Here is a 19,236-nt window from a genome sequence, read left to right on the forward strand (position 1 = left end):
AGTCTATGCCAGGTGCTCCGGGTCCCGCCCGTGGGGGGGGGGGCGGGGGGCGGGGGGCGGGGTCAGTCGACGACGGTGCCGCTGAGCGGCTCGCCCGGGTCGCGGAGCATGCTCATCCCGTTGCCGGCGGTGATGTCGATCGTGTCGAGGGCGCGGTCGAGGGCCTCGCGCTCGGCGCCGTCGACGGGCAGCCCGGCCAGCTCCTGCTTGATGACCTTCGACTGCACCAGCACGATCTGGAAGCTGTGGGAGAGCTTCTCGTCGCGCATGGAGGGGGAGCTCCCCGCCTGCGCGGCGGCGGGGGCGCGGCCGCGCAGCTGCTCCTGGGCCTCCTCGACCCGGCGGCGGCCGAAGCGGGCGGCCTTGCGCACCATGAGCACCACCCACACGGCGAGCATGAGCCAGCCGAGCGCGATGCCGGCGAGGATCCAGCCCAGCAGCGAGTTGGCGTTCGCGGCCTGCAGGATGGCCACCACGAAGATGACCACGAGCACGGCCATGCCGATCACCGTGCCCCACAGGGCGGTGCGGGAGCCGGCCTCGCGGGCGGGGGCGGACGGGGTCGAGAATCCGATGGAGCGCATGGTGCACATTGTCTCAAATCCCGGCCCGGGCCACGAACCGGGCCGGGCCCGGCGGGAGGGCTCAGCGCAGGAACAGGGCCCGCAGCCGGGCCGTGGTGACGAGCACCCCCACCCCCACGAGGGCCAGGTAGTAGGCCGCGTGCCCTGCCGTGGCGGCGCCGGGGGCGCCCGCGGCCAGGTCCCGCAGCAGCTCGACCCCGTGCCACAGGGGCAGCGCCTGCACGGCCCACCGGACCGGCTCGGGGTAGACCTCCAGCGGGTAGAACGTGCCGGAGAACAGGAACAGCGGGAGCGTGAGGAAGGTGACCCAGTCCATCTGCTGGAACGTGCGCATGAAGCTGGTCACGGCCATCCCGAACGCGGCGAAGCCGAAGGCCACGAGCACGGCCCCGGGGACCATCAGCACGGCCCACCAGGAGTGCACGAGCCCCATGGCCGCCATGACCGCCGTGAAGCCGGCCGCGTAGACGCCGCCGCGCACCAGCGCGACGCCGATCTCCCCGAGGGCCACGTCGAGCGGGCCCAGGGACGTGTTGAGCATGCCCTCGTAGAGCCGGGAGTAGCGCAGCTTGAAGAACACGTTCCACGTCGAGTCGTAGACGGCCCCGTTCATCGCCGAGACCGCCAGCAGCGCCGGGGCGATGTAGGCGGCGTAGGCGACCGGGGCGCCGTCGGGGCCCGTCACCTCCCCCACGATCGAGCCCAGGCCCACCCCCATGGCGAGCAGGTACAGCACGGGCTCCACGAACCCCGAGGCCATGACGGCCCAGTTGGCCCGCCACTGCGCCCGCATCCCGCGGGCGAAGACCGCCCGGGCGTTGCCGCTGTAGAGCGCTCCCCCGCGCGGGGGGCGCAGCAGCCCCTGGCCGTCGGGCGGGGAGCCGGCGACGGGTCCGGGCCCGCGCCCCGGCGCGCTCACGCCTCCAGCCTCCCGGCGTAGGCCCGGCGCGCGAGCACCCATCCCGCGCCCGCGAGCGCGGCGAGGTAGCCGGCGTGCACCGCGGTGAGCCAGCCGGGCTCGGCGAGCCCGTACGCCAGGACCCGGCCCAGCTCGGTCGCGTGCCACAGCGGGGACAGCCACCCGACGACCTGGAGCGGGCCCGGGAGCACGGACAGGGGGAAGAAGGTGCCGGAGAACAGGAACAGCGGCATGATCACGAACCGCTGGAGCAGCGCGAACTCGCCCCGCTCCTCGCGCAGGCGCGCCGCGAAGGCCATCACGGGCAGCCCGAACGCGTTGCCCGCGAGCACGCCGAGGGGCACGAGCAGCCACCCGGTCGCCGGCCGCGGAACCGCGCCGAACGCCAGGAGCACCCCGTAGTAGACGCCGGAGGTCACCAGGTAGCGCACCGTGGCCGCCGCGGTGTGCCCGGCGGCGAGCTGCGCCGGGGACAGCGGAGTGGCGTGGGCGCCCAGGTAGGTGCGCCGCCACCTGAACCCGGCCATCACGGTGTAGGAGTTCTCCTCGGCGCCGGCCATCATCGCCGCGGACACGAGCAGGGCCGGGGCCACGAAGTGCAGGTACGAGGTCCCGAGCCCCGGGCCGGACGGGGCGGCGGTGTCGACGACGGTCGCCAGACCGATCCCCAGGGCGAGGAGGTAGAGCACCGGCGAGCCGACCCCCACGCCCAGCAGGGTCCCGGCGTAGGCCCGCAGGTTCCGCAGCTGGTGCTCGGCGAAGTACAGGGCACCCCGGGCCCGGGCCCGGCGGGCGGCCTCGTCCGGGCCGAAGGGCGGTCGCAGGGAGGAGAGGTCGACCACGGCGCCCCCGCGCGCCGGCCGGGCGGGCTCAGTCAACGAGGGACCTGCCCGTCAGCCGCAGGAACACGTCCTCGAGGGAGGAGCGGCGCACCAGGGACGTCAGCGGGTGCAGGCCCCGGCGGGAGACCTCCTCGAGGTCGCGCTCGCCGTCGGCGGAGTAGACGAGCACCCGGTCGGGGAGCACCTCGACGCGGGAGCCGAGCCCGGCGAGCCGCTCGGCGGCGGCCGCGTTGCGGTCGGAGCCGAAGCGCAGCTCGAGCACCTCGCGGGTGGAGAAGCGGCGGATCAGCTCGGCGGGCGAGCCCTGGGCCATGATTCGGCCGGCGTCGACGACGACCAGCCGGTCGCACAGCTGCTCCGCCTCGTCCATGTAGTGGGTGGTGAGCACCAGCGTCACGCCCTGCTCCTTGAGCCGGAACAGCCGGTCCCACAGCACGTGCCGGGCCTGGGGGTCGAGGCCCGTGGTGGGCTCGTCGAGCAGCAGGATGCGGGGGTCGGAGACGAGGGAGCGGGCGATGGTCAGCCGCCGCTTCATCCCGCCGGACAGCTCCGAGACCTTCGCGCCGGCCTTGTCCGTGAGCTGGGCGAACTCCAGCAGCTGCTCGGCCTTGGGCCGCAGGTACGCGTACGGGAGGCCGAAGTAGCGGCCGTAGACCACGAGGTTCTCCCGGACCGAGAGCTCCTCGTCCAGGTTGTCCTGCTGCGGGACCACGCCCAGGTGGGCGCGCACCCGCGGGCCCTGCTCGTCCGGGTCCAGGCCGAGGATCTCCAGTCGGCCGGAGGTGCGGCGGGAGACCCCGCCGATCATCCGCATGGTGGTGGACTTGCCGGCGCCGTTGGGCCCGAGCAGCCCGAAGGACTCGCCGCGGGCGACCTCGAAGCCGATGCCGTCCACGGCGCGGAAGCCGCCGTAGTGCTTGGCCAGGTCGGTGGCGCGGATCACGATCTCGGACACCGGCCCAGTGTAGAGCGGCGCCGGGGACGACCGCTCGTCCCCGGCGCCGCGGTGCGCCCGGGGTCCCCGGGCCGGCGGGCTCAGCGCAGCCCGGCCTGCCGCTCGGCGGTCTCGACGACGTTGAGCAGCAGCATCGCCCGCGTCATCGGGCCCACGCCCCCGGGGTTCGGGGAGATCCAGGAGGCCTTCGCGGCCGCGGCCGGGTCGATGTCCCCGGCGAGCTGGCGCTTGCCGGTCTCCGGGTCCTCCACGCGGGAGACCCCCACGTCGAGCAGGACCACGCCCTCCTTGAGGGAGTCGGCCTTGATCATGTGCGGGCGCCCGGCGGCGGCCACGACGACGTCCGCCTGGGCGAGCAGCTCGTCCAGGTTCCCGGTCCCGGTGTGGGCGAGCGTCACGGTGGCGTTGATCTCCCGCCGGGTGAGCAGCAGCCCGATCGGGCGCCCGACGGTGACGCCGCGGCCCACGACCAGGACGTGGCGGCCCGCGAGGTCCACCCCATGGCGGCGCAGCAGCTCCACGACGCCGTTGGGCGTGCAGGGCAGGGGCGAGGCCATCGGCTCGGACACGTTGAGCACCAGCCGGCCGAGGTTGGTCGGGTGCAGCCCGTCGGCGTCCTTGTCCGGGTCGATCCGCTCGAGGATCGCGTTGGTGTCGAGGTGGCCGGGCAGCGGCAGCTGCACGATGTAGCCGGTGCAGGCCGGGTCGGCGTTGAGCTCGTCGACGGCCCGCTCGAGCTCCTCCTGGGAGACGTCGGCGGGCAGCTCGCGGCGGATCGAGGCGATGCCGACCTCGGCGCAGTCCTTGTGCTTGCCGCCCACGTAGGAGTGGGAGGCCGGGTCGTCGCCGACCAGCAGCGTGCCGAGGCCGGGGACGACGCCCCGCCCGGCGAGGGCGGCGACCCGCTCGGTGAGCTCGGCCTTGATGGCCGCGGACGTGGCCCGGCCGTCGAGGATCTGCGCGGTCATGCTCACCACTCCTCGAGGCCGTCGTAGAGCGGGAAGTCGGCGGCCAGCTTGTCGACGCGGGCGCGCAGGGCGGCGACGTCGGCGCCGGGCTTGAGGGCGGTCGCGATGACGTCGGCGACCTCCTCGAACTCGGTGGCGCCGAAGCCGCGGGTGGCCAGCGCCGGGGTGCCGATGCGCAGGCCGGAGGTGACCATGGGCGGGCGCGGGTCCCACGGGACGGCGTTGCGGTTGACGGTGATCCCCGCCCTGTGCAGGAGGTCCTCGGCCTGCTTGCCGTCCAGCTGGGAGTTGCGCAGGTCCACGAGCACGAGGTGCACGTCGGTGCCCCCGGTGAGGACCGAGACGCCGGCCTCGGTGACGTCGGCGGCGGAGAGCCGCTCGGCGAGGATGCGGGCGCCCTCCAGGGTGCGCTCCTGGCGGTCGCGGAACTCGTCGGTGGCCGCGATCCGGAAGGCCACGGCCTTGCCGGCGATCGCGTGCATCAGCGGCCCGCCCTGCTGGCCGGGGAAGACCGCGGAGTCGATCTTCTTCTTGAACTCCCCCGTCGTGAGGATCACGCCGGAGCGGGGGCCCGCGAGGGTCTTGTGCACGGTGGAGGTGACCACGTGGGAGTGGGGCACCGGGTTGGGGTGCAGGCCCGCGGCCACGAGGCCGGCGAAGTGCGCCATGTCCACCCACAGCTTCGCGCCGACCTCGTCGGCGATCGAGCGGAACGCCTCGAAGTCCAGCTGCCGGGAGTACGCGGACCAGCCGGCGACGATGACCTGGGGCCGCTCGGCGAGGGCCTGCTCGCGGACCTTGTCCATGTCGACCGTGTAGGTGGTGGGGTCGACCTCGTAGGCGGCGATCTCGTAGAGCTTGCCGGAGACGTTGAGCTTCATGCCGTGGGTCAGGTGCCCGCCGTGGGCCAGGGACAGGCCCATCAGCTTGTCGCCGGGGCTCATGAGGGCGGCCATGACGGCGGTGTTCGCCTGGGCCCCGGAGTGCGGCTGGACGTTGGCGTGCTCCGCGCCGAACAGGGCGGTCGCCCGGTCCCGGGCGAGGTTCTCGACGACGTCGACGAACTCGCAGCCCCCGTAGTAGCGGCGCCCGGGGTAGCCCTCGGCGTACTTGTTGGTCAGGACGGAGCCCTGCGCCTCGAGGACCGCCCGCGGGGCAAAGTTCTCGGAGGCGATCATCTCGAGGGTGCCCCGCTGCCGCCCGAGCTCGTCGGCGATGGCCGCCGCGATCTCCGGGTCGACCTCGGTGAGGGGCTGGTTGGTGACGGACGGGGACGAGCTCGTGGACATGCCGCTCCTGAAGCTGGGACCTGGGGTCGGACACCACGAGTTTAGGCGATCGGCCGGGCGCTCCCGGCCGGGCCCGGGCGGGGCTCCCCCGCCCGGATCCGCTCGAGCCCGCCGGGGCTGTCCGTCGTGGAGGCCGTCGCCGGGGCCCAGCACGGGCGGGTCGACGTGCGCGGCGCCCCCGGGCCACCTGCTTCGCGGTCCGGCTCCCGCCCGCCCGAGCGGCGCGCCCGGGGCGGGCCGTGTCCCGCCAGGCGGACCCCGCTTGCCCCGGGGGCCACCGGGCCGTTTAATGAGGTCGTCAGGAACCGTCGGCACGGAGGGCGCGCCAGCCCCTCCCCGCCGAACCGCAACGCCGCGCCCGGGGTCCGTAGCGTACCGCGTGCAGGTTTCCCCGAGCGGTCCCGCGGGGCCCGGAAGCCGCTCACCACGCTCCGGAGGAACCCCCGTGAACGCACTCCCCACCGCTCCGTTCACCGCGTCCCTGCCGCGCATCCGGTCCTCGGACAACCCTCCCCAGACAATCGACCAGCTGCGCACCGACCACGAGTCGGTGATCTTCGACATGGACGGCGTGGTCACCGACACCGCCGCCGTCCACGCCGCCGCCTGGAAGACCCTCTTCGACGCGATCCTGGCCGACGACCGGCTGGAGCCGTCCGCCGAGGGCGGGACCGTGGACCGGCGCCCGTTCGACGCCGACGCCGACTACCGCCACTACGTCGACGGCCGCCGGCGCGAGGACGGGATCCGGGCCCTGCTGGACGCCCGCGGGGCCTGCCTGCCCGAGGGCGACGAGACGCCCGGGGCGTGGACCGTGCAGGGCCAGGCCGCGCTGAAGAACGCCTACTTCCAGGAGGTCCTGCACGTGAAGGGCGTGCGGGTCTTCGACGGCACCGTCGCCCTCATCGAGCGGCTGCGGGCGGCGGGTGTGCCGGTGGGGCTCGTGACCGCCAGCCGCAACAGCGTCCCGGTCCTGGCCGCGGCGGGGCTGCAGGACGCCTTCGACATCATCGTGGACGGCCACTTCGCCGCCGAGCACGGGCTGCCCGGCAAGCCCGCCCCCGACACGTTCCTGACCTGCGCGCAGATGCTGGGCGTGGACCCGGCCCGCTCCGTCGTGGTGGAGGACGCCGTGGCGGGCGTCCAGGCCGCCGCCGCCGGCGGCTTCGGCATGGTCGTCGGCATCCGCCGGCACGGCGAGCGCCAGGACCTCTACCACGCGGGCGCCACGGTCGTGCTCAACGACGTGGCCGAGCTCGACCTCGGCGCGCGCCGGGACGACCCGTGGAAGCTGGTCTTCGAGGGCTTCGACCCCGCGACCGAGGTCCGCCGCGAGACCCTGCTGACCCTCGCCAACGGCTACATGGGCGTGCGCGGGTCCGCGTGCGAGTTCCCCGACAACGGCGTCCACTACCCGGGCAACTACCTGGCCGGCGTCTTCAACCGCGTGGTGAGCCACCTCAGCGGCCGCGACGTCGAGCACGAGTCCATGGTCAACGCCCCGAACTGGACCCACCTGGACCTGCGGGTGGCCGGCGGCGAGTGGTGGTCCGAGGGCGGGCTGCGCCCCACCGCCGAGCGGGTCGAGCTCGACCTGCGCCGCGGGCTGCTGATCCGGTCCCTGACCCTCACCGACCTCCACGGCGACCTCGGCGACGACGGCTCCCACGCCCGGCTCGAGATCGTCCAGCGCCGCCTCGTCTCCCTGCGCCACCGCCACCTGGGGGCCCAGGAGACCACGGTGACCGCCCGCGGGTTCTCCGGGCGCCTGCACGTGCGCACCGGCATCGACCCCACCGTGCGCAACAACGGGGTCGCGGAGTACAAGGACCTCAACGCCCACCACCTGGTGGACCTGGAGTCGACGTCCCTGCCGGACGACCACGAGACGCTCCTGTCGCACGTGCGCACCACGCAGTCGAAGATCGAGATCACCACCGCCCAGCGCACCACGATCGAGGGCGGCCAGAACGTGCGCGAGCGCCGCGAGATCCGCCCCGGGGGCACCGAGTTCCGCCGCCACCAGGTGAACATCACGGAGGGCCGCCCGGTGATCATCGACTCGACCACGGCCGTGGTCACGAGCCGGGACGCGGCCATCGGCTCCCCCCGCGAGGGCGCCCTCGCCGAGCTGGACCGCAACCCGAGCGGCGTGCGGGGGCTGCTGCCCTCCCACGAGGTCGAGTGGGCGCTGCTGTGGGACCGCTACGACGTGGACGTCTGCCCCGACCCGGGAGACCGCCCGAAGGAGCTGGCCATGATCCAGCTGGCGCTGCGCACCCACCTGTTCCACGTGGCCCAGACCCTGGCCCCCCACCTGTCGCTGCGCGACGCCGGCGTGCCCGCCCGCGGGCTGCACGGCGAGGGCTACCGCGGCCACATCTTCTGGGACGAGCTCTACATCCTCCCGGTGGTCAACCTGCGCCAGCCGCGCGTGACCCGCTCCCTGCTCTCCTACCGCTGGCGGCGGATCGCGATGGCCCGGCACCGGGCGATGGAGTTCGGCCTCGAGGGCACCGCGTTCCCGTGGCAGTCGGGCTCGGACGGCCGGGAGGAGACCCCGCCGGAGCTGTTCAACCACCACTCCAACCGGTGGCTGCCGGACAACTCCTGGCGGCAGTTCCACGTGGGCCTCGCGATCGCCTACAACGCGTGGATCTACTACGAGACCACCGGGGACATCGACTGGCTGGCCGGCCAGGGCTCCGAGCTGATCATCGGGATCACCCGCCTGTTCGCCTCCCTCACCGACTACGACCCCGCGGACGGGCGCTACCACATGGCCGGGGTCATGGGCCCGGACGAGTACCACGACGGCCCGCGCGGCCAGCACGGCGGCGGGCTCAAGGACAACGCCTACACCAACGTGCTGGCGGCCTGGCTGTTCCGGCACAGCGCCCACATCTTCCACGACATGGTGGAGCACCAGCGGGAGGAGCTCGCGGCCCGCTTCGGGCTCTCGGCCGAGGAGGTCGGGACCTGGCAGCGGATGGCCGAGCGGATGTTCGTGCCCTTCAACCGGGACGGCACGATCAGCCAGTTCGACGGCTACGACGACCTCGACGAGCTGGACTGGGAGTACTACCGCGCGAAGTACCGCAACATCGGCCGCCTCGACCTCCTGCTGGAGAACGAGGGCGACATGACGAACAACTACAAGCTGTCCAAGCAGGCGGACACCATCATGCTCGTCTACCTCCTCGGCCCCGACGGGCTCGTCGAGGAGCTGGGCCGGATGGGCTACGAGGTCGACCACGCGGCCGTCGAGCGCACGGTCGACCACTACATCGCCCGCTCCTCCCACGGCTCGTCGCTGTCCCGGGTGGTCAACGCCTCGGTGCTCGCGTGGCTGAACCCCGACCGCTCGTGGTCCGCGTTCCAGGATGCGCTGCTCGTGGACCTCGACGACACGCAGGGCGGCACCACCGGCGAGGGCATCCACCTCGGGGCCATGGCCGGCTCCGTCGACGTCGTCACCCGCGCCTACGCCGGGTTGCGCGTGCGCGGGGAGTGGCTGGAGTTCGACCCGGCCCTGCCGAGCCAGCTGGACCGGGTCTCCTTCACCGTGCTCTACCGCGGTCAGGTCATCCGGGTCTGCATCGACCACCACGTGCTCGAGCTTGAGGGCTCGTCCCAGCGCGCGGACAGCGTCACGATCCACGTGCACGGCGCGGAGTACGTCCTCAAGGGCGGGCAGCGCATCCGCGTCGCCATCCAGCAGCGCCACCCCCGCCGCTAGGCTGGTGCCCATGGAAGCTCCCGCGGCCGCCGGCCTGGTCCTCCCGCACGCGGGGCACGCGCCCCGGATCGACCCCTCCGCCTTCGTGGCCCCCACCGCCACGGTGGTGGGCGACGTCGAGCTGGGGCCGGGCACCGGGGTGTTCTACGGCGCCGTCGTGCGCGGGGACCGCTCCTCCGTCCGGCTGGGGGCGCGGTCCAACCTCCAGGACAACGTCGTGGTGCACTCGGACCCCGAGCACCCGTGCACGATCGGCACCGGCGTGAGCGTGGGCCACGGCGCGGTCGTGCACGGGTGCACCGTGGAGGACGACGTCCTCGTGGGGATGAACGCCACCGTCCTCAACGGCGCCGTGATCGGCGCGGGCTCCCTGGTGGCCGCGGGCGCGGTCGTGCTCGAGGGCACCGTGGTGCCGCCCCGCTCGCTCGTGGCGGGGGTCCCGGCCAGGGTCCGGCGGGAGCTCACGGAGCAGGAGCAGGAGAAGGTCCGCGCGAACGCGCGCACCTACGTGCAGCTCTCCGCCGAGCACCGGCAGCTCAACGGCTGAGCCGGCCCGCGCCCGGTGGGCGGGTCACTGGGCCACGAGGGTGCGGGCGTAGTCCCGGTAGGCGTCGCGGTCGAAGCCGGGCAGCAGGCAGGACTGCACCACGTAGCCCTGCAGCACGGACAGGATGGCCTGGGCGAACATGCCGATCCACTCCTGCGCGGCCATGGCGTCCAGGCCGAGCTGCTCGAGCGCCCACCGGCCGTAGTGCGCCTCGATCCGCCCGCGCACCTGCGCCAGGTGCTCCCCGGCCAGCACTCCGAGGGCCGGGTCCGTCACGGCCGCTCCCCAGGTGACGAGCAGCAGCCGGGTGGTCCCGGGGTCCGCGTCCAGGCGCTCCAGGAGCCGCACCACCCACTCGGCGGGGGCGAGGTCCTCCCCGCCCGCCTCGTCCGCGAGGACGCGCCCCAGGGCGTCCCCCGCGGCGGCGAGCACGAGCTCCTGCTTGCTCGGGAAGTGGTTGTAGAGCGCGCCGGCGGACAGGCCCGTGGCGGCGATGATGCGCTGCATCGACGCGCCGTCGTAGCCGTGCGCGAGGAAGCACGTGCTCGCGGCGGCCACGATCTCCCGCCGCCGCCGCTCCCTGTGCTGCTCGCTCACCCGCGCCACGCCGGACAGTCTAGGGGACGAACGGTCGTTCGATCGCCGGGACGCCGCCGCACCCGGCCCGGCGGCGTGGCACAATGCGACGATGCTGCCCCAGACCTCCTCCGCCGCATCCGCCGCCCTGGCCCCCTTCGCCGACGCCGCGCTCGACGCCGCCCACCTCGAGGACCCGCTGGCCCCGACGGGCCGCACCCTGGGGTGGGGCGTGGTCAGCACCGCGGCCATCGCGGAGAAGGTCGTCCCGGACATCGCCGCCCTGCCCGACGCGCGCCTGGTGGCCGTCAGCTCCCGCGCGCAGGACCGCGCCGAGGACTTCGCCCGCCGGCACGGCGTGGAGCGCGCGTACGGGGACACGGACGGGGCGACGGGCCTGGACCGGCTCGCGGCCGACCCGGACGTGGAGATCGTCTACGTCGCCACCCCGCACGGCTACCACCACCGCGACGTCTCCGCGCTGCTGCGCGCCGGCAAGCACGTGGTCTGCGAGAAGGCCCTGGCCATGACCGCCGCCGAGGTCCGCGACCTCACGCGGCTCGCCCGCGCCCAGGGGGTGTTCCTCATGGAAGCCGTGTGGACCCGGATGACCCCCGGCTTCCGCACCGCCATGGGCTGGGTGCGGGAGGGCCGGCTCGGCCGGGTGCGCTCGGTCGAGGGCACCATCGGGATGCACCGGCCGGTCGACCCCGAGCACCGGCTGTTCCGCAACGCCGACGGCGGCGGCGTGCTGCTGGACATGATGGTCTATCCGCTCACCTGGACCGCGGCGGTGCTCGGCTCCCCCCGGAGCTGGAGCGTGCTGGCGGAGGTCGGGCCCACGACCGTGGACGTGGACACCGCCCTCACCCTGGACTTCGACCACGGCCGCGCCCACGTGAGCGGGACGCTGGCCACGACGGTCCCGCACCAGGTGACGATCAGCGGCACCGGCGGCTGGCTGCGGGTGGACGGCCGGATCAACTGCCCGCACACCCTGGTGCTGCAGACGGCCGAGCGGCAGCGCGCCGGCGCCGCGCCCGTCGTCGAGCACGTCGCCGTGACGGGCGCGGGCTACGTCTTCGAGATGCGCGAGGCCACGCGCTGCGTCCAGGAGGGCCTGCTCGAGTCGCCGATCATGCCGTGGGCCGACTCGCTGGAGCTCGTGGAGCTGTTCGACCGCGTCCGGGCGGAGATCGGCGTCGGCTACCCCAACGACGCGCGCTGAGGCGCACGGAGGCCCACCAGGTCGCGCGGCGGCACGCCCAGGGCGACCCGGTTCGCCCTGGGCGATGGAGCCTGTCATCTGTTGCCCGCCGATCGGGGCGGGGATATCATTTTTCACAGTTGAGTTGATCGGACTCAACTAAGTGTCAGAGACATTGCTCATCCGGTTCAGGAGATGATGACCATGGCTACGATGTTTACCCCGTTCAACGACTTCGACCGCCTCGCGGCGTCCATCCTGGCCCGCCCGGGCCTGCGGGAGATGCCCATGGACCTGTACCGCGCCGGCGACGAGTACATCCTGCGCGCGGACCTGCCGGGCATCGACCCGGGCAGCGTCGACGTCGACGTCGACGGCCAGCTGCTGACCATCCGGGCCGAGCGGAAGCTGCCCGAGGTCCACGACGTCCAGTGGATCACCCGGGAGCGGCAGAGCTCCTCGTTCGTCCGCCAGCTCAACCTGGGGCAGGGCGTCGACATCCAGAACATTGCCGCGACCTACGACAACGGCGTGCTCACGGTGACCATCCCGGTCACCGCCCAGGCCAAGCCGCGCAAGATCCAGGTGGTCTCCGGCCAGGGCGAGCAGCAGGCCCTGGGCCAGACGCAGTCCGGGGAGGAGGACCGCGTGATCGGCGAGGGCGAGCTGGTCAACGGTTCCGGCTCCACCCAGTCCACCGAGGGCTGATCGCGCGTCCCGCCGCGCGCGGGCGAGCACGACGAGGGACGGCTCCGGCTCGGGTATCTTGGCACCAGGAAACACTGTCCCGATCCGATGACGTTCATGGGAGACACCCCGCACATGGCAAAGATCATCTACACCCGCACCGACGAGGCGCCGCTGCTGGCCACCTACTCGTTCAAGCCGGTCATCGAGGCCTTCGCCTCCACCGCCGGCGTCGAGGTGGAGACCCGCGACATCTCGCTGGCGGGCCGCATCATCGCGGCCTTCTCCGACCGCCTGCCCGCGGAGCAGAGGGTCGACGACGCCCTCGCCGAGCTCGGCGAGCTGGCCAAGCGGCCCGAGGCCAACATCATCAAGCTGCCGAACATCTCCGCTTCGAACCCCCAGTTGAAGGCGGCCGTCAAGGAGCTCCAGGAGCAGGGCTTCGCCCTGCCCGACTACCCGGACGAGCCGGCGACGGCGGAGGAGCAGGAGATCCGGGCCCGCTACGACAAGATCAAGGGCTCCGCGGTCAACCCGGTGCTGCGCGAGGGCAACTCCGACCGCCGCGCCCCCGCCTCGGTGAAGAACTACGCCCGCAAGAACCCGCACCGCATGGGCGCGTGGACGGCGGAGTCGAAGACCAACGTCGCCACCATGGGCCACGACGACTTCCGGTCCAACGAGAAGTCCGTGGTCCTCGGCGAGGACGACACCCTCACGATCCAGCACGTGGGCGAGGACGGCACGACCACCGTGCTGAAGAAGGCCTTCCCCGTGCTCGCGGGCGAGGTCGTCGACGCCACCGTGATGCGCGCCGCCGCCCTGGACGCCTTCCTCGCGGAGCAGGTCCAGCGCGCCAAGCAGGAGGGCGTGCTGTTCTCGGTGCACCTCAAGGCCACCATGATGAAGGTCTCCGACCCCATCATCTTCGGCCACGTGATCAAGGCCTTCTTCCCGGAGGTCTTCTCCGCCTACGGCGCCCAGCTGGAGGAGGCCGGCCTGTCCCCGAACAACGGGCTCGCCGCAATCCTCAACGGCCTCGACGCCCTCCCCGCCGACCTCCGCGAGGACGTGAAGGCCGCGCTCGACAAGGGCCTCGCCGAGGGCCCGCAGCTGGCCATGGTGAACTCCGACAAGGGCATCACCAACCTGCACGTGCCCTCCGACGTCATCGTCGACGCCTCGATGCCCGCCATGATCCGCCAGTCCGGGCACATGTGGGGCCCCGACGGCGAGGAGGCCGACACCCTCGCGGTGCTCCCGGACAGCTCCTACGCCGGGATCTACCAGGTCGTCATCGACGACTGCCGCGCCAACGGCGCCTTCGACCCGCGCACCATGGGCTCCGTCCCCAACGTGGGGCTCATGGCGATGAAGGCCGAGGAGTACGGCTCCCACGACAAGACCTTCGAGATCCCCGCCGCCGGCACCGTCCAGGTCGTCGACGGCTCCGGGACCGTGCTCCTCGAGCACGAGGTCGCCCCGGGCGACATCTGGCGGGCCTGCCAGACCAAGGACGTCGCGATCCGCGACTGGGTCAAGCTCGCCGTCACCCGCGCCCGCGCCTCGCAGACCCCGGCCGTGTTCTGGCTGGACCGCACCCGGGCGCACGACGCCAACCTCATCGCGAAGGTCGAGCAGTACCTGCCCGAGCACGACACCGAGGGCCTGCAGCTGGAGATCATGTCCCCCGAGGAGGCCACCGCCTTCTCGATCGAGCGGATCCGCCGCGGCGAGGACACCATCTCGGTCACCGGCAACGTGCTGCGCGACTACCTCACCGACCTCTTCCCGATCCTCGAGCTGGGCACCTCGGCGAAGATGCTCTCCGTGGTCCCGCTGATCAACGGCGGCGGGCTGTTCGAGACCGGCGCCGGCGGCTCCGCCCCGAAGCACGTCCAGCAGCTGATCGAGGAGAACCACCTCCGCTGGGACAGCCTCGGCGAGTTCCTGGCGCTGGCCGCGAGCTTCGACCACCTGGCCTCGACGACGGGCAACGCCCGCGCCCAGGTCCTGGCCGACACCCTGGATCGCGCCACCGGCACCTTCCTCGAGGAGAACAAGTCCCCGAGCCGGAAGGTCGGCGAGATCGACAACCGTGGCAGCCACTTCTACCTGGCCCTGTACTGGGCCCAGGAGCTGGCCCGCCAGGACGCGGACGCCGAGCTGGCCCAGGCCTTCGCCTCCGTGGCGGAGCAGCTGGCGGCCAACGAGGAGACGATCAACGCCGAGCTGCTCGCCGTGCAGGGCCGGCCCGCCGACATCGGCGGCTACTACCGCCCGGACGACGTCCGCACGACCGCGGTGATGCGCCCGTCGCAGACCTTCAACGAGGTCCTCGGCTCGCTCACCGTCTGAACCGTTCCCGCGGGCGCCGCGCCGAGCACGACGCGGCGCCCGCGGCACAGCGCAGCGGCCGCATCCGTTCCCGGATGCGGCCGCTGTGCTGTGCCGGGAGGGCTCAGTGGAAGAAGTGCCGCGCCCCGGTGAAGTACATGGTCACCCCGGCGGCCTCGGCCGCGGCCACGACCTCCTCGTCACGGATCGAGCCGCCGGGCTGGACCACCGCGCGCACTCCGGCGTCGAGCAGCACCTGCAGGCCGTCGGCGAACGGGAAGAACGCGTCCGAGGCCGCGACCGCGCCCCGGGCCCGCTCCGCGCCGTCCTCGCCGAGGCTGTTGGCGCGCTCGACGGAGAGCCTGCAGGAGTCCACGCGGTTGACCTGGCCCATGCCGATGCCCACGGAGGCGCCGTCGTGCGCGAGCAGGATCGCGTTGGACTTCACCGGGCGCAGGGCCTTCCACGCGAAGGCCAGGTCGGCGAGCGTGCGCTCGTCGGCCGGGGCGCCCGCGGCGAGGGTCCAGTTCGCCGGGTCGTCGCCCGCGGCGTCGAGCCGGTCGGTGACCTGGAACAGCGCTCCGCCGGAGATCTGCCGGTACTCGAGGGCGTCGCGCTCGAAGCCTTCCGGCAGCTCGAGCAGGCGCACGTTCTTCCGGGTCCGCAGGATCTCCAGGGCCTCCGGCTCGAAGCCGGGCGCCACGACGACCTCGGTGAAGATGTCCTTGACGGTCTCGGCCATGGCCCGGGTCACGGGGCGGTTGGCGGCGATCACCCCGCCGTAGGCCGAGAGCGGGTCGCACGCGTGGGCCTTGCGGTGGGCGTCGGCGATCGGGTCGGCGGCACCGGGGCCGGCCACCGCCACGCCGCAGGGGTTGTTGTGCTTGACGACGGCCACGGCCGGCTCGTCGAAGTCGTAGGCGGCGCGCAGGGCGGCGTCGGCGTCCACGTAGTTGTTGTAGGACATCTCCTTGCCGTGCAGCTGGTCGGCCTGGGCGATCCCGGGGGACGCCGCCTCGTCGACGTACAGGGCGCCCTTCTGGTGGGGGTTCTCGCCGTAGCGCAGCGAGGCCGAGCGCTGGAAGGCGAGCCCCGCGTACGGCGGCCAGAAGTTGGCGTCCTCGTCCTGCTCGAACTGCTGCATGGTCCAGGTGGCCACGGCGGTGTCGTAGGCGGCGGTGTGGGCGAACGCCGCGGCCGCCAGCCGGCGACGGGCCCGCAGGTCGAAGCCCCCGGAGGCGGCGGCCTCGACGACCTCCCCGTAGGAGGCGGGGTCCACGACGACGGAGACGGCCGCGTGGTTCTTGGCGGCGGCGCGGACCATGGACGGGCCGCCGATGTCGATCTGCTCCACGACCTCGTCCTGCGCCGCCCCGGAGCGGACGGTCTCCACGAAGGGGTAGAGGTTGACGACGACGAGGTCGAAGGGCTCGATGTCGAGCTCCGCGAGCTGGTCCAGGTGCTCCTGCTTGCGGCGGTCGGCGAGGATGCCGGCGTGCACGCGCGGGTGGAGGGTCTTGACCCGGCCCTCCAGGCACTCCTGGAAGCCGGTCACCTCCGAGACCTCGGTGACGGGGACCCCCGCCTCGGCGATGCGCCGCGCCGTGGACCCGGTCGAGACGATCGCCACGCCGGCCTCGTGCAGGCCGCGGGCGAGGTCCTCCAGTCCCGTCTTGTCGTAGACGGACACCAGGGCTCGTCGGATGGGCACGCGGTCGGGCTGGGTGAGGCTCACAGGTTCTCCATGGGTCTTCGGTGGTGGGTGCCGGCGGGATCCGCCGCACACCAGTTTACGGACCCCGGCCGGGCGCGCTCACCGGGCCTCGTGCAGGGCGGACCGGCGGGCCAGCGCGCCGAGAGTGTCCACCAGCAGCTCCCGTTCGGCGGCCTTGATGCGCTCGTGCAGCCGGTCCTCGTCGTCGTCCGTCAGCACGGGCACGGCCGCCTGGGCGAGGATCGGGCCGGCGTCGACGTCGGCCACCACCTCGTGGACCGTGACGCCCGTGACCTTCACGCCGTGCGCCAGGGCGTCCCGGACGGCGTGCGCCCCGGGGAAGGAGGGCAGCAGGGACGGGTGAGTGTTGACGACCCGGCCGGCGAAGGCCTCGACGAACCCGGCGTCGACGATCCGCATGAACCCCGCGAACAGGACGCGGTCCGGCGCGTGGTCCTCCACGGCCCGCTGCAGCGCCCGATTCCACTGCGCCCGGTCGGGGTGGTCCCCCGGCCGCACGAGGAACGTCTCCACCCCCGCGGCCTGCGCGCGCTCGAGGCCGGTGCACGGCTTGTCCGCGCCCACGGCGGCGATCTCGACGTCGATCCGGTCCTCCCGGACGGCGTCGAGGACCGCCTGCAGGTTGGTGCCGGACCCGGAGACCATGACCACGATGCGCATGCCCCGATTCTAGTCGGGCCCCGGAGGGACCCCGGACGGGCACCGGACGGGGGTGGCCTAGAGTGAACGGCATGGCCCCTCCCCCACCGCCCGTCCGTGACCCTGCCGCGAAGGACGCCCGGCGTGCCGCCGCGATGCGCACGGCGGGCGGCGGCCTGGTGTGCGCCGTGGTCGCCCTGGCCCTGGTCGGCTCCACCCTGTGGCTCACGGTGGCCGGGCTGGCGGCGGCGGCCCTCGGCACGGCACTGGGCATCGCGGCGCTCGTGCGCTCCGGCGGCACCGCGCCGCGCCGGCTCGTGGTGGCCGGCGGGGTCGTCGCGATCCTCCTCGGCGGCCTGAGCCTGCTGACCGGCGGGGCGCGGCTGGCGCTGTGGCCCGTGGCCGAGGCCTACGAGCGCTGCGTCTCCCGCACCCTCACCCTCTCGGGCACCGCCCGGTGCCAGCAGCAGCTGGAGGACGGCATCTGGTCCTACTTCTCCGGCGGACCGGGATCCGCCGGGGCGTCCTCCGCCACCACCGGCGCGGTCCCCCGGGACGCGGCCTCCCCGGACGCGTCGACGTCGAACGCCTCGGCGGATCCCGGCACGGCGGCCTCGCCGTCCCCGGCCTCCTGGGCGTCCGCCGCCTGAGCCGCGCCCCGGGCGGAGCGGTCCGCGCGCGGGCGCCGCTTCCCGGCCGCGCGCATCGCCCGCCGCGCCGCCGCCTCGGCGCGGCGGCGCCGGCGGTCCTCGCGCCGGGCGGCCGCGCCCTGTGCCCCGGCCGCCCCGCGGGGCGGGGTGAACGGGGACTCGTGCTCGAGCCAGGGCCCGGCCACGTAGCCGAGCGCCGCCCCCACGGCGACCTCCGCGCCGAACCAGAGCAGGACCTGGACCCCGTCGGGGCCCACCTCCACGAGCCGGCCCAGTGCCAGGGAGCCCTGCGCGATCCAGCTCAGCGCCATCATCAGCGCGCCCGCGGCCGCGCCGATGAAGGCGCCGGTCACCAGCGTCGAGAGCGGGAACGTGATCCAGCGGGCCGGCAGCCGGATCGCCATCCAGTCGTCGAGGTGGTTCTCGCCCTCGCGCAGGAACCACCACCCGGCCAGCACCCCGGCCAGGACGGGCAGCACCACGACGGTCAGGGCCCAGGACGGCAGCTCGGCCGGTGGCAGGGCCGCGAGCGCGGGCAGCAGGGGCACGGGCCCGGTGGTGGTGCCGAGGGGGGAGGCGTGGGTGCCGGAGCCCAGTTCGAACCCGGCACCCGTCGCCCATGCGAAGGCGTAGACGGCGAGGTTGGGCAGGTAGCCGAGCTGGAGGCCCGTCAGGGCGGTGTCCCCGGGGGCGCCGGTGCCTAGGCGCTGGTAGACGGCCACGACGTCGTTCCAGTTCCAGAACAGGGCCGTGCTCAGCAGCGCCGCCCCGATCCCGACCCCGGCGACGGCCGCCAGGAAGCCCGCGCGTAGCACCGCCCAGACGTACGAGCCCGCCCACCGGGAGTACTGGCTGGTGCGCTCGACCCACGCCGCGGCGTTGACGCCGATCAGGCCGGGCAGCGAGCGGGAGACGCGGTAGGCCCCCACGAGGGCGCCCAGCGCCACGGGGACGAGCGGGAACACGGCACCTGCCACGGGGCTCGCCGAGACTTCGTCCGTGCCGAACAGCACGGCCGCCCCGGCCCCGAGCACGGCGTAGCCGGCCAGCCCGCTGAGGTACGGCTGCCAGAACTGGCCCTCCCAGCAGGCGCGGGCCAGCCGGCGTCCCGCGATCCACGCGAGCGCGAACGGGACGACGGTCAGGCCGAGGGGCACGAGGTTGAGGGTCCCCGAGGTCGCCGGCAGCCCGGCCCCCGGGTCCAGGGCCACCTGCAGCGGGGCGAGGTGGGCGAGCAACCACACCTGCCCGGACAGGACGAACCCGCCGGTGAGGCCGAGGCTGTCGAAGCCGTCGGCGAGCCAGACCATGAGCACGGTCAGCAGCACCAGGAGGTAGGAGACCAGGGCCACGGAGCCGAGTTCCATCAGGCCCTGGAGCCACAGGGGCATCGGCACGCCGCGGCGGTCGGGGGAAGAGGAGCCTTGGGTGATCATCACCGCCCATCTTCCCACGCCACCCCGGGGGGCACGGCCCCGGGGCCGCCACGGGGCGGTCGGGCGCGGAGTTCACGGTCGCTTCACCGGGGGGCCACGCGGTGCTGTCCCCCCGGTCGCTCGGGG

At 73.7% G+C, this 19,236-nt stretch carries 15 protein-coding genes; 5 read left to right on the forward strand and 10 right to left on the reverse strand.

Annotated elements, in window-relative coordinates; all coding sequences use genetic code 11:
* Positions 1-62 precede the first annotated feature (62 nt).
* The 6 genes from M3185_RS12915 to glyA all read right to left on the reverse strand — a co-directional run bounded on the left by M3185_RS12915 (position 63) and on the right by glyA (position 5,557).
* Positions 63-584 (reverse strand): hypothetical protein, encoded by a 522-nt coding sequence (locus M3185_RS12915; RefSeq protein WP_251334092.1) that lies wholly within the window; start codon positions 582-584, stop codon positions 63-65.
* A gap of 61 nt (positions 585-645) precedes the next feature.
* Entirely contained in the window at positions 646-1,545 is a 900-nt protein-coding gene (locus M3185_RS12920; protein WP_374238513.1) for an ABC transporter permease, read from the reverse strand.
* On the reverse strand, positions 1,500-2,381 hold the full coding sequence (locus M3185_RS12925) for an ABC transporter permease (RefSeq protein ID WP_251334093.1): 882 nt from the start codon (positions 2,379-2,381) through the stop codon (positions 1,500-1,502). The genes M3185_RS12920 and M3185_RS12925 overlap by 46 nt, the downstream gene beginning before the upstream one ends.
* Positions 2,374-3,300, reverse strand: coding sequence for an ABC transporter ATP-binding protein (locus M3185_RS12930; protein WP_251334094.1), 927 nt, complete (start codon positions 3,298-3,300; stop codon positions 2,374-2,376). Before M3185_RS12930 ends, M3185_RS12925 begins: the two co-directional genes overlap by 8 nt.
* A gap of 80 nt (positions 3,301-3,380) precedes the next feature.
* On the reverse strand, positions 3,381-4,268 hold the full coding sequence (locus M3185_RS12935) for a bifunctional methylenetetrahydrofolate dehydrogenase/methenyltetrahydrofolate cyclohydrolase (protein WP_251334095.1): 888 nt from the start codon (positions 4,266-4,268) through the stop codon (positions 3,381-3,383).
* A 2-nt stretch (positions 4,269-4,270) separates the two neighbouring features.
* Positions 4,271-5,557 (reverse strand): serine hydroxymethyltransferase, encoded by a 1,287-nt coding sequence (gene glyA, locus M3185_RS12940; RefSeq protein ID WP_251334096.1) that lies wholly within the window; start codon positions 5,555-5,557, stop codon positions 4,271-4,273.
* A gap of 445 nt (positions 5,558-6,002) precedes the next feature.
* On the opposite strand from glyA, the gene M3185_RS12945 reads away from it, so the two are divergent.
* A complete protein-coding gene (locus tag M3185_RS12945) occupies positions 6,003-9,296 on the forward strand; it encodes a beta-phosphoglucomutase family hydrolase (protein ID WP_251334097.1) in 3,294 nt (1,097 codons plus the stop codon).
* Between the two features lie 10 nt (positions 9,297-9,306).
* Positions 9,307-9,843 (forward strand): gamma carbonic anhydrase family protein, encoded by a 537-nt coding sequence (locus M3185_RS12950; RefSeq protein WP_251334098.1) that lies wholly within the window; start codon positions 9,307-9,309, stop codon positions 9,841-9,843.
* Between the two features lie 24 nt (positions 9,844-9,867).
* Here the strand turns inward: M3185_RS12950 and M3185_RS12955 are convergent, their stop codons facing one another.
* A complete protein-coding gene (locus tag M3185_RS12955; RefSeq protein ID WP_251334099.1) occupies positions 9,868-10,449 on the reverse strand; it encodes a TetR/AcrR family transcriptional regulator in 582 nt (193 codons plus the stop codon).
* Positions 10,450-10,531: 82 nt separating this feature from the next.
* Between M3185_RS12955 and M3185_RS12960 the strand changes: the two genes are divergently transcribed.
* The 3 genes from M3185_RS12960 to M3185_RS12970 all read left to right on the forward strand — a co-directional run bounded on the left by M3185_RS12960 (position 10,532) and on the right by M3185_RS12970 (position 14,671).
* Complete coding sequence (locus tag M3185_RS12960) at positions 10,532-11,647, forward strand: Gfo/Idh/MocA family protein (protein WP_251334100.1); 1,116 nt, start codon at positions 10,532-10,534, stop codon at positions 11,645-11,647.
* A 183-nt stretch (positions 11,648-11,830) separates the two neighbouring features.
* Positions 11,831-12,334 carry an Hsp20/alpha crystallin family protein gene (locus M3185_RS12965; protein WP_251334101.1) on the forward strand — a complete coding sequence of 168 codons (504 nt, stop codon included), beginning with the start codon at positions 11,831-11,833 and terminating at the stop codon, positions 12,332-12,334.
* Between the two features lie 114 nt (positions 12,335-12,448).
* The gene (locus M3185_RS12970; protein WP_251334102.1) at positions 12,449-14,671 is read left to right on the forward strand and encodes an NADP-dependent isocitrate dehydrogenase; all 2,223 of its coding nucleotides are present in this window, start codon (positions 12,449-12,451) and stop codon (positions 14,669-14,671) included.
* A 103-nt stretch (positions 14,672-14,774) separates the two neighbouring features.
* Here the strand turns inward: M3185_RS12970 and purH are convergent, their stop codons facing one another.
* From purH to M3185_RS12985, 3 genes are all read right to left on the reverse strand, one after another.
* On the reverse strand, positions 14,775-16,385 hold the full coding sequence (gene purH, locus M3185_RS12975) for a bifunctional phosphoribosylaminoimidazolecarboxamide formyltransferase/IMP cyclohydrolase (RefSeq protein WP_251334103.1): 1,611 nt from the start codon (positions 16,383-16,385) through the stop codon (positions 14,775-14,777).
* Between the two features lie 78 nt (positions 16,386-16,463).
* Positions 16,464-17,045 carry a phosphoribosylglycinamide formyltransferase gene (purN, locus tag M3185_RS12980; protein WP_251334104.1) on the reverse strand — a complete coding sequence of 194 codons (582 nt, stop codon included), beginning with the start codon at positions 17,043-17,045 and terminating at the stop codon, positions 16,464-16,466.
* Positions 17,046-17,514: 469 nt separating this feature from the next.
* Positions 17,515-19,110 (reverse strand): cell division protein PerM, encoded by a 1,596-nt coding sequence (locus M3185_RS12985; protein WP_251334145.1) that lies wholly within the window; start codon positions 19,108-19,110, stop codon positions 17,515-17,517.
* Positions 19,111-19,236 lie beyond the last annotated feature (126 nt).

This window comes from Kocuria rosea (assembly GCF_023715525.1).
GTDB classification, from domain to species: Bacteria; Actinomycetota; Actinomycetes; order Actinomycetales; family Micrococcaceae; genus Kocuria; species Kocuria rosea_A.

Excerpts from the sequence above, each read along its gene's own strand:
- M3185_RS12970 (WP_251334102.1), top strand. The coding sequence starts at position 12,449 with ATGGCAAAGATCATCTACACCCGCACCGACGAGGCGCCGCTGCTGGCC.
- M3185_RS12935 (WP_251334095.1), bottom strand. The coding sequence starts at position 4,268 with ATGACCGCGCAGATCCTCGACGGCCGGGCCACGTCCGCGGCCATCAAG.
- M3185_RS12960 (WP_251334100.1), top strand. The coding sequence starts at position 10,532 with ATGCTGCCCCAGACCTCCTCCGCCGCATCCGCCGCCCTGGCCCCCTTC.
- M3185_RS12920 (WP_374238513.1), bottom strand. The coding sequence starts at position 1,545 with ATGGGTGCTCGCGCGCCGGGCCTACGCCGGGAGGCTGGAGGCGTGAGC.
- purN (WP_251334104.1), bottom strand. The coding sequence starts at position 17,045 with ATGCGCATCGTGGTCATGGTCTCCGGGTCCGGCACCAACCTGCAGGCG.
- M3185_RS12985 (WP_251334145.1), bottom strand. The coding sequence starts at position 19,110 with ATGATCACCCAAGGCTCCTCTTCCCCCGACCGCCGCGGCGTGCCGATG.
- M3185_RS12965 (WP_251334101.1), top strand. The coding sequence starts at position 11,831 with ATGGCTACGATGTTTACCCCGTTCAACGACTTCGACCGCCTCGCGGCG.
- M3185_RS12950 (WP_251334098.1), top strand. The coding sequence starts at position 9,307 with ATGGAAGCTCCCGCGGCCGCCGGCCTGGTCCTCCCGCACGCGGGGCAC.
- glyA (WP_251334096.1), bottom strand. The coding sequence starts at position 5,557 with ATGTCCACGAGCTCGTCCCCGTCCGTCACCAACCAGCCCCTCACCGAG.
- M3185_RS12915 (WP_251334092.1), bottom strand. The coding sequence starts at position 584 with ATGCGCTCCATCGGATTCTCGACCCCGTCCGCCCCCGCCCGCGAGGCC.